General features: G+C 63.7%; 12 protein-coding genes. 11 read left to right on the top strand and 1 reads right to left on the bottom strand.

Going from position 1 to position 14,957, the window contains the following annotated elements; all coding sequences use genetic code 11:
* Positions 1-6 precede the first annotated feature (6 nt).
* From nuoL to AC1DPX_RS10155, 11 genes are all read left to right on the top strand, one after another.
* On the top strand, positions 7-1,980 hold the full coding sequence (nuoL, locus tag AC1DPX_RS10205) for an NADH-quinone oxidoreductase subunit L (protein ID WP_477236326.1): 1,974 nt from the start codon (positions 7-9) through the stop codon (positions 1,978-1,980).
* Complete coding sequence (locus AC1DPX_RS10200; protein WP_477236324.1) at positions 1,980-3,485, top strand: NADH-quinone oxidoreductase subunit M; 1,506 nt, start codon at positions 1,980-1,982, stop codon at positions 3,483-3,485. Before nuoL ends, AC1DPX_RS10200 begins: the two co-directional genes overlap by 1 nt.
* A 19-nt stretch (positions 3,486-3,504) precedes the next feature.
* Positions 3,505-4,941, top strand: coding sequence for an NADH-quinone oxidoreductase subunit NuoN (gene nuoN, locus AC1DPX_RS10195; RefSeq protein WP_202359194.1), 1,437 nt, complete (start codon positions 3,505-3,507; stop codon positions 4,939-4,941).
* 4 nt (positions 4,942-4,945) lie between these two features.
* Entirely contained in the window at positions 4,946-5,767 is an 822-nt protein-coding gene (locus tag AC1DPX_RS10190) for a biotin--[acetyl-CoA-carboxylase] ligase (RefSeq protein WP_202359195.1), read from the top strand.
* A 33-nt stretch (positions 5,768-5,800) separates the two neighbouring features.
* Positions 5,801-7,471 carry a ribonuclease J gene (locus AC1DPX_RS10185; protein ID WP_477236323.1) on the top strand — a complete coding sequence of 557 codons (1,671 nt, stop codon included), beginning with the start codon at positions 5,801-5,803 and terminating at the stop codon, positions 7,469-7,471.
* 142 nt (positions 7,472-7,613) lie between these two features.
* Positions 7,614-8,018: a methylmalonyl-CoA epimerase gene (mce, locus tag AC1DPX_RS10180; protein WP_202359197.1), complete on the top strand. Its 405-nt coding sequence runs from the start codon at positions 7,614-7,616 to the stop codon at positions 8,016-8,018.
* The gene (locus tag AC1DPX_RS10175; protein ID WP_010910093.1) at positions 8,015-8,299 is read left to right on the top strand and encodes a DUF1467 family protein; all 285 of its coding nucleotides are present in this window, start codon (positions 8,015-8,017) and stop codon (positions 8,297-8,299) included. Before mce ends, AC1DPX_RS10175 begins: the two co-directional genes overlap by 4 nt.
* A 654-nt stretch (positions 8,300-8,953) precedes the next feature.
* Positions 8,954-10,282: a proline--tRNA ligase gene (gene proS, locus AC1DPX_RS10170; protein WP_477236321.1), complete on the top strand. Its 1,329-nt coding sequence runs from the start codon at positions 8,954-8,956 to the stop codon at positions 10,280-10,282.
* Positions 10,279-11,565 carry a lipoprotein-releasing ABC transporter permease subunit gene (locus AC1DPX_RS10165; protein ID WP_202359199.1) on the top strand — a complete coding sequence of 429 codons (1,287 nt, stop codon included), beginning with the start codon at positions 10,279-10,281 and terminating at the stop codon, positions 11,563-11,565. The genes proS and AC1DPX_RS10165 overlap by 4 nt, the downstream gene beginning before the upstream one ends.
* Positions 11,517-12,245 carry an ABC transporter ATP-binding protein gene (locus AC1DPX_RS10160; RefSeq protein ID WP_477236319.1) on the top strand — a complete coding sequence of 243 codons (729 nt, stop codon included), beginning with the start codon at positions 11,517-11,519 and terminating at the stop codon, positions 12,243-12,245. The genes AC1DPX_RS10165 and AC1DPX_RS10160 overlap by 49 nt, the downstream gene beginning before the upstream one ends.
* Before the next feature lie 672 nt (positions 12,246-12,917).
* Positions 12,918-14,168, top strand: coding sequence for a site-2 protease family protein (locus AC1DPX_RS10155; protein WP_477236317.1), 1,251 nt, complete (start codon positions 12,918-12,920; stop codon positions 14,166-14,168).
* Positions 14,169-14,188: 20 nt separating this feature from the next.
* Here AC1DPX_RS10155 and lipB read toward each other — a convergent pair whose 3' ends face one another.
* Complete coding sequence (lipB, locus tag AC1DPX_RS10150) at positions 14,189-14,932, bottom strand: lipoyl(octanoyl) transferase LipB (RefSeq protein WP_202359201.1); 744 nt, start codon at positions 14,930-14,932, stop codon at positions 14,189-14,191.
* Between the last annotated feature and the right edge of the window lie 25 nt (positions 14,933-14,957).

Below are 14,957 nucleotides of genomic sequence, written 5' to 3'. Positions count from 1 at the left end.
ACCACCATGTATCAGGCCATCGTCTTCCTTCCCCTGCTCGGCTTCCTGATCGTCGGCCTGTTCGGCACGTCGCTCGGCGCCAAGGCGTCCGAATACATCACCTCCGGTTTCCTGGTGATTTCGGCTGTTCTGTCATGGGTCGCCTTCTTCAGCGTCGGCTTCGGCCATGGCGAGGTGTTCACCGTGCCGGTGCTGCACTGGATCCAGTCCGGCGGGCTGGACGTCTCCTGGGCGCTGCGCATCGACACGCTGACGGTGGTGATGCTGGTGGTGGTCAACACCGTGTCGGCGCTGGTTCACATCTATTCGATCGGCTACATGCACCACGATCCGAACCGGCCGCGCTTCTTCGCCTATCTGTCGCTGTTCACCTTCGCCATGCTGATGCTGGTGACGGCTGACAACCTCGTGCAGATGTTCTTCGGCTGGGAAGGGGTCGGTCTCGCCTCCTACCTGCTGATCGGTTTCTGGTACAAGAAGCCGTCGGCCAACGCCGCAGCCATCAAGGCCTTCGTCGTCAACCGCGTCGGCGATTTCGGCTTCGCGCTCGGCATTTTCGGCGTGTTCGTGCTGTTCGGCTCGGTCAATCTCGGCACCATCTTCGCCAATGCGGCGACGTTCATCCCGGCCGAAGGCGCGCCGCATGGCGCCGCCGTGCTGACCTTCCTCGGCTATGCGCTGGACAAGCAGGCGGCCATGACGGTCGTCTGCCTGCTCCTGTTCATGGGCGCCATGGGCAAGTCGGCGCAGGTGCCGCTGCACACCTGGCTGCCGGACGCCATGGAAGGCCCGACGCCGGTCTCCGCGCTCATCCATGCCGCCACCATGGTGACGGCGGGCGTGTTCATGCTGGCGCGGCTGTCGCCGCTGTTCGAACTGTCGCATTCGGCGCTGACCGTGGTGACCTTCATCGGCGCCTTCACCGCCTTCTTCGCGGCCACCGTCGGTCTGGTCCAGAACGACATCAAGCGCGTCATCGCCTATTCGACCTGCTCGCAGCTGGGCTACATGTTCGTGGCGCTCGGCGTCGGCGCCTATGGCGCGGCGATCTTCCACCTGTTCACGCATGCCTTCTTCAAGGCGCTGCTGTTCCTCGGTTCGGGCTCGGTCATCCATGCCGTCTCCGACGAGCAGGACATGCGCAAGATGGGTGGCTTGAGAAAGCTGATCCCGACCACCTACTGGATGATGGTGATCGGCACGCTGGCGCTGACCGGCGTCGGCATTCCGGTGACCGTGATCGGCACCGCCGGCTTCTTCTCCAAGGACGCCATCATCGAGAGCGCCTTTGCCGGGCACAATTCGGTCGCCGGCATTGCCTTCATCCTGCTGGTCATCGCCGCCTGCTTCACCTCGTTCTACTCCTGGCGCCTGATCTTCATGACCTTCCACGGCAAGCCGCGGGCGAGCCATGAGGTGATGCACCATGTGCATGAATCGCCGCCGGTGATGCTGGTGCCGCTGTTCGTGCTGGCCGCCGGCGCGCTGTTTGCCGGCATCATCTTCCACAATTCCTTCATCGGCGAGGGCTATGCCGAGTTCTGGAAGGCGTCGCTGTTCACGCTGCCGGACAATCACATCCTGCACGAAATCCACGAACTGCCGCTGTGGGTCGAGCTGTCGCCCTTCATCGCCATGCTGATCGGCTTCGCGCTGGCCTGGAAGTTCTACATCCGCTCGCCGGAAATGCCCGTCAATCTCGCCGCGCAGCATCGCGGGCTCTACGCCTTCCTGCTCAACAAGTGGTATTTCGACGAGCTCTACGACTTCCTGTTCGTGCGGCCCGCCAAGCGCCTTGGCCATTTCCTTTGGAAGACCGGGGATGGCACCATCATTGACGGGCTCGGGCCGGATGGCATTTCGGCGCGCGTCGTCGATGTCACCAACCGCGTCGTCAAGCTGCAGACCGGCTACCTCTACCACTACGCCTTCGCCATGCTGATCGGCGTTGCCGCACTCGTCACCTGGATGATGCTCTGATGACCGCCTGGCCAATCCTCTCGCTGGTCACCTTCCTGCCGCTGGTTGGTGCGCTGCTGATCCTGTTCATCAGGGATGACAGCGAAAACGCGCGCCGCAACATCCGCGCCATCGCGCTGTTGACGACGACGTTCACCTTCATCGTCTCGCTGTTCATCTGGACAGGGTTCGACAATTCGCAGGCTGGCTTCCAGTTCGTCGAAAAGGTTGCCTGGCTCGACTCCGGCATTTCCTACCATATGGGCGTCGACGGCATTTCGATGCTGTTCGTCATCCTGACGACCTTCCTGATGCCGCTCTGCATCCTGGCGTCGTGGGAAGCGATCGACAAGCGCGTCAAGGCCTACATGATCGCCTTCCTGCTGCTCGAGACGCTGATGATCGGCGTGTTCTGCGCGCTGGATATCGTGCTGTTCTATGTCTTCTTCGAGGCCGGCCTGATCCCGATGTTCATCATCATCGGCGTGTGGGGCGGCAAGCGGCGCGTCTATGCCTCGTTCAAGTTCTTCCTCTATACGCTCGCCGGCTCAGTGCTGATGCTGCTCGCCATCATGGCGATGTTCTTCCAGTCCGGCACGACCGACATCCCGACGCTGCTGACGCACAGCTTCCCGGCCAACATGCAGACCTGGCTGTGGCTTGCCTTCTTCGCCTCCTTCGCGGTGAAGATGCCGATGTGGCCGGTGCACACCTGGCTGCCCGACGCGCACGTCGAGGCGCCGACGGCGGGTTCGGTGATCCTGGCCGGCATTCTGCTGAAGATGGGCGGGTACGGCTTCCTGCGCTTCTCCCTGCCGATGTTCCCGCTGGCCTCCGAAATGTTCGCGCCGCTGGTGTTCACCCTCTCGGTCGTCGCCATCATCTACACCTCGCTGGTGGCGCTGATGCAGGAGGACATGAAGAAGCTGATCGCCTATTCGTCGGTCGCCCATATGGGCTTCGTCACCATGGGCATCTTCGCCATGAACCAGGAAGGCGTGCAGGGCGCGATCTTCCAGATGCTCAGCCACGGCCTGGTCTCGGGCGCGCTGTTCCTGTGCGTCGGCGTCATCTATGACCGCATGCACACGCGTGAGATCGCGGCCTATGGCGGCCTGGTCAACAACATGCCGAAATACGCCACCGTGTTCCTGATCTTCACCATGGCCAATGTCGGCCTGCCGGGCACGTCGGGCTTCATCGGCGAATTCCTGACCATGCTCGGCGTGTTCCGGGTCAACACCTGGGTGGCGTTCTTCGCTGCCACCGGCGTCATCCTGTCGGCGGCCTACGCGCTCTGGCTCCACCGCCGGGTGATCTTCGGCGCGCTGACCAAGGACAGCCTCAAGGGGCTGCTCGACCTGTCGCTGCGCGAGAAGGTGATCATCTACCCGCTGGTCTTGCTGGTCATCTTCTTCGGCGTCTATCCCGCTCCCGTCTTCGACGCGACGGCCCAATCGGTCAAGTCGCTCGTCACCAATGTCACCGCATCCATCGGCGCCGCGCAGACCGCGGCGGCGAACTGACCCAGGGGTTTTGCGAACCATGACGCCGGACCTTCTCTCCAGCCTGTCGCTCTCGACGCCCGAGCTGATCCTTGCCATCGGCGCGCTCGCGTTGCTGATGGTCGGGGCCTATTCGCGCGCCAACACCGCCAATACGGTGACAGGCCTTGCCGTCGCCGTGCTGGTGGTCGCCGGCGCCTGGCTGATCTTTTCCACAGGGCAGGGCAGTGCCTACGGCAACGCCTTCATCCAGGATCCCTTCGCCCGCTTCATGAAGGTGCTGGCGCTGGTCGGCTCAGCGGTGACGCTCGTCATGTCGATGCGCTTTGCCAAGGCGGAGCGTTTCGACAAGTTCGAATATCCGGTGCTGATCCTGCTGTGCACGCTCGGCATGATGCTGATGATCTCGGCCAACGGCATGATCGGGCTCTATCTCGGCCTCGAACTGCAGTCGCTGGCGATCTACGTGCTGGCGGCGATCAACCGCGATAACCTGCGTTCGACGGAGGCCGGCCTGAAGTACTTCGTCCTCGGCGCGCTGTCGTCGGGCATGCTGCTCTACGGCATCAGCCTGGTCTACGGCTACACCGGCAACACCGGCTTCCAGGAAATCGCCTCTGCACTCGGCAGCGGCGAGCGCCAGCTCGGCCTCGTTTTCGGCCTGGTCTTCGTGCTGGCTGGCCTTGCCTTCAAGATCTCGGCGGTGCCGTTCCATATGTGGACGCCCGACGTCTATGAAGGCGCGCCGACGCCGGTGACGGCGTTCCTGGCGGCCGCCCCGAAGATGGCGGCGATGGCGCTGATCGTGCGCGTTACCATGGGCGCGTTTAAGCCGATCGCCGCCGACTGGCAGCAGATCATCGTCTTCATCTCGATCGCCTCGATGGCGCTTGGCGCCTTTGCCGCGATCGGCCAGACCAACATCAAGCGGCTGATGGCCTATTCCTCGATCGGCCACATGGGCTACGCGCTGGTCGGCCTTGCCGCCAACAGCCAGGCCGGCGTGCGCGGCGTCGCCATCTATATGCTGATCTATCTGGTGATGACGCTTGGCACCTTCGCCTTCATCCTCGCCATGCGGCGCAAGGAAGGCAATGTCGAGCAGATCAGCGACCTGGCCGGGCTCTCCTCGACCAATCCGATCATGGCCACGATCCTCACCATCCTGATGTTCTCGCTGGCCGGCATTCCGCCGCTCGCAGGCTTCTGGGGGAAGTGGTACGTCTTCCTCGCCGCCATCAACGCCAACCTCTATGCGCTGGCGATAATTGGCGTGCTGGCTTCGGTGGTGGGGGCGTATTACTATCTGCGCATCATCAAGATCATGTGGTTCGACGAACCGGTCGGCGGCTTCGTGCCGATGGCCACCGAATTGCGTGTCGTGCTTGGCGTCTGCGGCGCCTTCGTGCTGTTCTATGTGCTGATCGGCGGACCGATCGGCACCTATGCCGAAGCCGCCGCCAAGACATTTTTCTGACGGGATGGCATTTCGGCTGGCCCCAACCTCGGCGTCGGAAGGGTTCCGGCTCGAGGCCCATGACAGCGTCGGCTCCACCAATACGGTGGCGCTCGACCATGCAAGGGCAGGTGACCCGGGCAAGCTGTGGGTCGTTTCCAAGAAGCAGGAAAGCGGACGCGGCAGGCGCGGCCGCGCCTGGGTGTCGCCCGAAGGCAATCTCGCGGCGACCTTGCTTGTCATCACCGGCGGTGAACTGCGCCTTTCCGCGACGCTGGGTTTCGTTGCCGGCCTGTCGCTTGCCGACGCACTGGATGCCGTGGTGCCGAAGGGCCGGATATCAGTCGGGCTGGATGGGGCGAGCCAGGGACAAAACCGTTTCGAGCTGAAATGGCCGAACGACGTGCTGGCCTCCGGCGCCAAGCTCGCCGGCATCCTGCTGGAGTCGGCGATACTGGAGGGCGGCCGTTTCGCGGTGGCGGTCGGCATCGGCGTCAATGTGGTGGCGCATCCGCCCGATTTGCCTTATCCCGCGACATCGCTGCAAGCTCTGGGCGCGACTTGCGATGCCGAAACGCTGTTCCTGGCGCTGTCGGATGCCTGGAGCGAGAACGCCCGGCTGTGGGATGAAGGCCGCGGCCTTGCCGCCGTCAGGCGGCGCTGGCTGGCGCGCGCGGCGGGGCTCGGCGGCGAGGTTGCCGTCAGAATTGACGGTAATGTGGTGCGTGGAGTGTTCGAAACCATTGACGAGGATTGCCGTTTCGTGATCCGCGACGATGAGGGGACTGTCCTGACGATCGCGGCAGGCGACGTGCATTTCGGCGCAGTGGCGTCGGCTCGGGTATAATGGGCTGGCCTGAGGGTCAGGAAGGGAAAAATCATGGCGAAAGCGGAAAACGCTGAACTCGTCTTCGTGCCGCTCGGCGGCGTCGGCGAGATCGGCATGAACTTCGCCCTCTACGGCTACGGCCCGCCGAGCGCGCGCGAATGGATCGTCATCGATGTCGGCGTCACCTTTCCCGACGCGGCGCATCCGGGCGTCGACCTGATCCTGCCCGACACGCGCTTCATCGAGGAAAACCTCGCCAATCTGCGCGGCATCATCATCACCCACGCGCATGAGGACCATTACGGCGCGCTGCTCGACACCTGGCCGAAGCTGAAGGCGCCGGTGTGGATGACGCCGTTCAGCGCCGGGCTGCTGGAAGCCAAGCGGCAGGGCGAGCAGGGGGCACCGAAAATCCCGCTGACGATCTACCGGGCAGGCGAGAAGTTCACCGTCGGCCCGTTCGAGATCGAAGCCATTCCGGTGGCGCATTCGATCCCCGAGCCGATGTCGCTTGCCATCACCACGCCGGCAGGCACCGTCATCCATACGGGCGACTGGAAGATCGATCCGGAACCGACGATCGGGCCGAAGACCGACGAGGCGCGGTTTCGTGCCTATGGCGACAAGGGCGTGCTGGCGCTGATCTGCGATTCGACCAATGCGCTGCGCGAAGGCGAATCGCCGTCGGAAGTTGCCGTCGGTGAAGGGCTCAAGGGCGTCATCCAGGCCGCCAAGGGCCGGGTCGCCGTCACCACCTTCTCCTCCAATGTCGGACGCATCGTCTCCATCGCCAGGGCGGCGCGCGATGCCGGCCGCCAGTGTCTGGTGCTCGGCCGCTCGCTGAAGCGCGTCATCGACGTCGCCGACGAGCTTGGCTACATGGACGGCCTGCCGGAATTCATCGCCGAGGAGGATTTCGGCTTCATCCCGCGCGAAAACCTGGTCATCATCTGCACCGGCAGCCAGGGCGAACCGCTGGCGGCACTGGCGAAACTGTCGCGCGACGAGATGAAATCGGTGTCGCTGACGGCGGGCGACACGGTGGTGTTTTCCTCGCGCACCATTCCCGGCAACGAGAAGGCGATCCTCGAGATCAAGAACCGCCTGATCGATCTCGGCATCAAGATCATCGAGGATGGCGACGCGCTGGTGCATGTCTCCGGCCACCCGCGCCGCAGCGAGTTGCGCAAGATGTATGAATGGGTGCGCCCGCAGATCGGCGTTCCCGTGCATGGCGAGGCGGCGCATCTGGTGGCGCAGGGTTCGCTGATGTCGACCTCCGGCATCGGCCAGGTGGCGCAGGTGCGCGACGGCGACATGCTGAGGCTTGCTCCTGGCCCCGCCACCATCATCGACCAGGTGCCGTTCGGCCGCATCTACAAGGACGGCAATCTGATCGGCACCGACCAGGCGATGGGCATTCGCGACCGGCGCAAGCTTTCCTTTGCCGGCCATGTCGCGGTCAATGTCGTGCTTGACGACAAATACGAACTGGCCGGCGATCCCGACCTGGTCGCCATCGGCGTCGCGGAAGCCGATGCCAGCGGCGAGACGCTGGAGGATTTGATGATCGATGCGGCCGTCGGCGCGGTCGATTCGATTCCGCGCCAGCGGCGCAAGGACCTCGATCTGGTGCAGGAAGCGGTGCGGCGCGCGGTGCGCGGCGCGGCCAACGAAGCCTGGGGCAAGAAGCCGCTGGTGACTGTCTTCGTCACGCGGTGACGAATAGGGGAATAAGGGAGTAGGGCAGTAGGGCAGTAGGGCAGTAGGGCAGTAGGGCAGTAGGAATGCGCTCACTTCTAGCCCTGTCTTTCCCCATTGCCGTACTGCCTTATTGCCATACTGCCCTGATACGGAGCATTCCATGCTTGGACGCCTCAACCATGTCGCGCTGGCGGTGCCGGATCTGGCTGCTGCCGTTGCCGCCTATCGCAACACGCTTGGCGCCGAAGTGACGGAGCCGCAGGCTTTGCCGGAGCACGGTGTCACTGTGGTGTTCGTCAATGTCGGCAACACCAAGATCGAATTGCTGGAACCGCTGGGCGAGGGCTCGCCGATCGCCGCGTTCCTGGCGAAGAACCCGTCGGGCGGCATGCATCATCTCTGCTACGAGGTCGACGACATCCTGGTCGCACGCGACCAGCTCAAGGCCGCCGGCGCGCGCGTGCTGGGCGACGGCAATCCGAAGACCGGCGCGCATGGCAAGCCGGTGCTGTTCCTGCATCCGAAGGATTTCTTCGGCACGCTGATCGAACTGGAGCAATCATGAGCTGGGTTTCGTTCACCGCCCTGTTTTTCGCGACCTGGTGGGTGGTGCTGTTTGCCGTGCTGCCGTTCAGCGTCAGGACGCAGGACGACGATCATGACGTGACGCTGGGCACGGTTCCAAGCGCGCCACGCGGGCCGCACATGCTTCGCGCGGTGATCCGCACCACCATCGCCACCGCGATCCTGATGGGCATTTTCTATGGGCTGACGCACGGGCTGGGCTACAGCCTCAACGACATCCCACATATCGTGCCGGATTTCGGCCAGACCCCGGCGAAATAGACCGCCCGGCAAGACTGCTCTTACGGCAGTGGTACGCTGCGGACGGGGGGTGAGACGCTGCCGTGCTGCGCAGCCGCATGCCTGCTGACGCAACGTCATGTGAGTTGGCAGCACGCCGCGCTAACCAGATGATTGCACAAAAAAAATGCAAGGCACGAGGCCTTGCAATTAAACGCGTCCGATCTGTTTCCGGTTTCCGGCGGCAGCGAGTAACCGCGCCTAGATCGCATCCTCCCAAGACTTTGACCGCGTAGGAGAGCAGATTTTTCTCCGCCCTCTCGGTTATCGCGGCACACTAGCCTAAGCCGAATGAAAATGTCACGAAGAATTTTGCCTCGAAACAGGCATTCTCGTGCTGCACTGCACAATAGTATGGCATGCTTTGCTTGGGAAACGACCAGCAAGGCTCGACTGAGCCTTTGCGGCATGTTCTGGATTGACGCGCGCAAAGAATTGGCGGCCAAAACCGAAGAGGTTCGGCACGCTCGATGCCAGCACGGCCTGGTCCGGAAACCGGAGGATTCCGGGCCGTAGCGCGCTGATGTGCCACCATGCCCGGGTTTCCATTCCGTCATGAAATGGCTATGAAGCCGGGGCAAGCAAGCCTGCGTCGCGCCGATTCTGGCGTGGCCGTTCTCATTCACGGACCAGTCCATGCGTTTGTCGCGCTATTTCCTGCCCATCCTGAAAGAAAATCCGCGCGAGGCCGAGATCGTCTCGCATCGGCTGATGCTGCGTGCCGGCATGATCCGCCAGCAGGGGCAGGGCAGTTTTTCCTGGCTGCCACTCGGCAAGCGGGTGCTGGACAAGGTCTGCCAGATAATCCGCGAGGAGCAGAACCGCGCCGGCGCGCTGGAAATCCTGATGCCGACCATCCAGTCGGCCGATCTGTGGCGCGAAAGCGGCCGCTATGACGACTACGGCAAGGAGATGCTGCGCATCAAGGACCGGCAGGACCGCGACATGCTCTACGGTCCGACCAATGAGGAAGTGGTCACCGAAATCGTCCGCGCTTACGTCAAGTCCTACAAGGATCTGCCGCTCAATCTCTACCACATCCAGTGGAAGTTCCGAGACGAGGTGCGGCCGCGCTTTGGCGTCATGCGCTCACGCGAATTCCTGATGAAGGACGCCTATTCCTTCGACCTCGATTTCGAGGGCGCGAGGGCTGCCTATAACAGGATGTTCGTGTCCTATCTCAGGACCTTCACGCGCATGGGCCTGCAAGCGATTCCGATGCGGGCCGACACTGGGCCGATCGGCGGCGACCTCAGCCACGAATTCATCATCCTGGCCGATACCGGCGAGAGCCAGGTCTATTGCGACCGCGAGTATCTGTCGCTCCAGGTGCCCGGGGAAAACACCGACTTCGCCAACGACGCTGAGATATCAGACATCGTCAAGACGTGGACGACGCCCTACGCCGCCACCGACGAGATGCATGATGAGGTGGCGTGGGACAAACTCGGCGAAGCCGACCGGGTCTCGGCTCGGGGCATCGAGGTTGGCCACATCTTCCATTTCGGCGACAAATATTCCAAGCCCATGGGCGCCAAGGTGACCGGGCCCGACGGCAAGGATCACTTCGTCTCCGGCGGCTCCTACGGCATCGGCCCGTCGCGCCTGGTCGCGGCGATCATCGAAGCCAGCCATGACGAGAACGGCATCATCTGGCCCGACGCCGTGGCGCCGTTCGACATCGGCCTGATCAACATGAAGGTGGGTGACGCCGATTGCGACCGCGTCAGCGAAGAGCTGAATGCCGCCTTCACCGCCGCCGGCAAGGATGTGCTTTACGACGACAGCGACCAGCGGCCGGGCGGCAAGTTCGCCACCGCCGACCTGATCGGCCTGCCCTGGCAGGTAATCGTCGGACCGCGCGGCGTGGCCGCCGGCGAGGTGGAGATCAAGAATCGCAGGACCGGCGAGCGCGAAACGCTGCCTATCGCCGATGCGATAAATCGCTTCGGTGTCGTCGCATGAGCGAGGCGGCGGCGGCAAGATCGGCGGGCGCCGGCCCGTTCTCCTTCTTCGAGCGCACGGTTGCCTGGCGCTATTTGCGCTCGCGGCGCAAGGAGACGGTGATCTCGGTCATCGCCTCCATCTCCTTCCTCGGCATCATGCTGGGGGTGGCGACGCTGATCGTCGTCATGGCCGTGATGAACGGGTTCCGCGCCGAGCTTTTGACGCGCATCCTCGGCGTCAACGGCCATCTGATCGTGCAGCCGCTCGATTCGCCGCTTGAGGACTACGCCCAGGTCGCCGGCCGAATCAACGGCGTGCCCGGCGTCAAATACGCCATTCCACTGATCGACGGCCAGGTGCTGGCGCAAGGCAATGTCGGCGGCGGCACCGGCGCGTTGGTGCGCGGTATCAGGGGCGAGGATCTCGGCAAGATCGCCATCGTCGCCAACAACATCAAGCAGGGTTCGCTCACCGGTTTCGATTCGGGCGAGGGCGTCGCCATCGGCAAGCGCATGGCCGAGAATCTCGGCCTGACGCTGGGCGACACCATCACGCTCATCTCGCCCGATGGCGACGTGACGCCGATCGGCACGACGCCGCGGATGAAAGGCTACAAGATCGCGGCGATCTTCGAAGTCGGCATGTCGGAATATGATACGTCCATCGTCTACATGCCGTTCTCCGAAGCGCAGCTGTATTTCAACATGGATGGCCGCGCGCAGACGATCGAGATCTACGTCGACAATCCCGACAATGTCGACGCGCTGAAACCGAAGGTGGAAGAGGCGGCGCAGCGGCCCATCGACATGGTCGACTGGCGCCAGCGCAACGAGACCTTCTTTTCCGCCCTGCAGGTCGAGCGCAACGTCATGTTCATGATCCTGACGCTGATCGTGCTGGTGGCGGCGCTCAACATCATTTCGGGACTGATCATGCTGGTGAAGGACAAGGGGCACGACATCGCCATCCTGCGCACCATGGGCGCCTCGCGCGGCGCCATCCTGCGCATCTTCCTGATGACGGGTGCAGCGATCGGCGTCACCGGCACGCTCGCCGGCGTGCTGCTCGGCGTCGTCATCTGCACCAACATCGAATCGATCCGCCAGTTCTTCTCCTGGATGACGGGCAAGGTGCTGTTCAACCCGGAACTCTATTTCCTCAGCCAGCTGCCGGCGAAGATGGATCCGCGCGAGACGACCTATGTCATCATCATGGCGCTTGGGCTGTCCTTCCTGGCAACGGTGTTTCCGGCATGGCGGGCCGCTCGCCTCGATCCGGTCGAAGCCTTGAGGTACGAGTAGTGGCCGAGGTCATTATCGAGCTGAAGAGCGTCGAGCGGCACTATGTCCAGGGGCCGCGCAAGCTCACCATTCTGAACGGCGCCGATTTCTCGTTGAAGCGCGGCGAGATGGTGGCGCTGGTGGCGCCGTCGGGCACCGGCAAGTCGACGCTGCTACACACAGCGGGCCTGCTGGAGCGCCCCGACGCCGGCGACGTGATCCTGGCCGGCCGGGCCTGCGGGCGGCTCTCCGATGACGAGCGCACGTCGATCCGCCGCAACGATGTCGGCTTCGTCTACCAGTTTCACCATCTGCTCCCGGAGTTTTCCGCGCTGGAAAACATCATGATGCCGCAGCTGATCAAGGGGCTGCCGCGCAAGGAAGCGGCCGAGCGCGCCGCGCAGCTGCTGGATTACATGCAGATCGGCAAGCGCGCCTCGCACCGGCCGTCCGAACTCTCCGGCGGCGAACAGCAGCGCGTCGCCATTGCCCGCGCAGTGGCCAATGCCCCGCTGGTGTTGCTGGCCGACGAGCCGACCGGCAATCTCGACCCGGTCACCGCCTCCTATGTCTTCGAGGCGCTGGGCGCGCTGGTCAAGCAATCGGGCCTCGCGGCACTGATCGCCACCCACAATCACGAGCTGGCATCGCGCATGGACCGGCGCGTCACGCTGGCCGACGGCAAGGTTGTGCCGCTTTAGGGCGCGGAGTTTCGCCTTACGAGTATCACACGTGCGACTCTGCCTCAGAACCGCCAGTAAGTATTCAGTGCGATCAGGGTGGAAGAGATCACGATCATCACCAGGATAATCAGCCAAGTTACAACGTTGCGGGAGAGGCGCCACCGGCGGCCTTGTCTCATGCGCTTTCGCCAGCGATCAGCTTGATTGGCGCCTTCGTGTTGCCCCACATCCATCACTCGGTGGTCGTACGGCTTACCACTATTGTCTCGACTAAGATTGAGTGCAAGGAGCCACAAAGGGCTCATCCGTACGCTGCGGGAAGATGGCCCGCCCGACATCTTCCTGACCTGTTGATAGGCGCCGCGCCGTCAACCTTTCCTTAACCCTGCCGATTTGATCGCCCGGAGATTCTGGGCGAGGCCGGATTCTGCGCGTTGACTTTGAAACAAAATTAGAACAAATTGCGAACATATCAACAACAGGAGAGAGTTATGACCGATCTGGTTCAGGATGTCATCTCACTGGTTTGCATGAGCACCTTCCTCATTTCCATGGCGATCTGGATCGGCGCCATGTGATCTGGCGGCTCTCGCCGCCGTCGTTCCTGGCGGGTGAAACCCGCTTCCCCGTTAAGCCTTTCTTGCCGCCGCGACGCTAGGGTGCGTCTCTCAGGCAAGGAGCAACATCCAGGTGTCGCCCATCGTCACGGCCATTCTGGTGGCCAGCAATCTCGGGCTGATCTTTCTCTTGATGACCATGCCGCTCGGTTCGCGCACGGTCAGGGTCAGCCGCGTGATTGCGATGGACCGCCAGCGCCTCTGGGAGGCGCTGTGGCCGCTTGGCAGCGACGCCGGCTGGTCCGGTGAGATCCTGTCGGCCGAACCGCTGGACGGGGAGGGTGTGTCGCGCATCATGCTGTCGTGGGAAGGCCGCGACGGCAAGCCGATCGAGCGCCGGGCGCGGTTTGACGATGTCGTCGAGGGCAGCCGCTTCTCGATGCGTGTGCTCGAGGATACCGCGCTCGATGCCTCGTTCTGGAAAGATTATTGCGAAACCGCAGAGCTGGCTTCCGAAGGCGGCGGCACGCGCGTGACGCTCGGCCGGACGGATCGCTACCGTGGCGTTGCCTTTCTGGTGTTCCGTTACTTCGCCATGCGCCGCGAGCTGTCCAAGCTGCAGCGCTGGGCGGTGACGGGGCAGTACCGCAAGGGCGGCTGGTTCGAGCACCCGCTGAGCCAGGTCGGCTTTGCCGTGCTGTCGGCACTGATCCTGTGGCCGTTCTTCGGCCTCCATCTCGGTGGGCTGGCGCTGGCCGCGATCCTGACGTCGGTTGTCGCCCTGCACGAGCTCGGCCACATGGCGGCCTTCCGGCTGATGGGCCATAGCAAGGCGCGGATGATCTTCATCCCGCTGCTCGGCGGCATCGCCATTGGCGGCCGGCCCTATAACAGCCGTTTCGAAGTGGCCTTCGTGGCGCTGATGGGGGCGGGGTTTTCCGCCTTCCTGGTGCCGATCGTGATTGCCGCGAGCACGTTTGCGGGCAGCGAGGGGCACAAGGCCGCAGCCGCGCTGCTGGCGGCGCTGGCGGGCTGTGCGGCCCTGTTCAACATCGCCAATCTGGTGCCGGTGTGGAAGTTTGACGGCGGCCAGGTGCTGCGCCAGATCTGCCCGGGGCCGGTCGCGCTGGCACTAGCCTCGTTCTTCCTGCTTTCCGTCTTCCTGGCACTCGGCCGACAGGCTGGCTTCTCCTCCGGCTTTCTAATCGTGACGGGAGCGGTCTTTTCGATCCTCAGCCTGCTCACTGTCGGCAGCGGCGTGAAGCCACGCCACGAGCTGGAGCCGATCCGGACCGCTGACCGCTTCGCCATCGCCGGCGCGCTGCTGGCGGTGTTCAGCATTCATGGCTGCGGCGTTCTGTGGGCGTCGGCGCAATTGCTTTGAGCTGGTTGGGCCCGAAAGGGTCAGCCCGCCTTGCGGGCGGCCTCGGCGGGCAAAGCCGCCACGGGACCGAATACCCCCTCGAAGGCTGATTTCAACGCCAGGTCGAGGTCGGCCATGCCGACGGGCAGGCCAAGGTCGACGAGGCTGGTGACGCCGTGGTCCTGCACGCCGCACGGTACGATGCCGCCGAAATGCTCTAGTTCCGGCTCGACATTGATGGCGATGCCGTGAAAGCTCACCCAGCGCCGCAGGCGGATGCCGATGGCTGCGATCTTGTCCTCCGCCGGCGAACCGTCCGGCAGGCGAGGGCGATCGGGCCGCACCACCCAGACGCCAACCCGGTCCTCGCGGCGCTCACCGCGCACGTTGAAGGCGGCGAGCGTGCCGATGATCCACTGTTCGAGCGCGGCAACGAAAGCGCGGACATCCTCGCGCCGGCGTTTCAGGTCGAGCATGACATAGGCGACCCGCTGGCCGGGGCCATGATAGGTGTATTCGCCGCCACGCCCGGCGGCAAAGACCGGAAAGCGATCGGGATCGATCAGGTCCTCGATGCGGGCGCTGGTGCCGGCGGTGTAGAGCGGGGGATGTTCGACCAGCCAGACCATTTCGCCGGCGGCCCCGCTGCGGATCGCTTCGGCGCGGGCTTCCATGAAGGCCAGCGCATCGGGATAGGCGGTGAGGCCAGGCTCGATGCGCCACTCGACGGGTGCCGAACCGGGGAGCGGCAGGAACGACGTGGCGATCTGGCTGCGTTCTGTCATGGTTTTTCGTTTTTTCGCTTGTGCA

The sequence above is a fragment of the Mesorhizobium sp. 01N446 genome (genome assembly GCF_056399285.1).
Note: the sequence above shows the minus strand (reverse complement) of the source record. Positions and strands in the feature narration are given on the sequence as shown.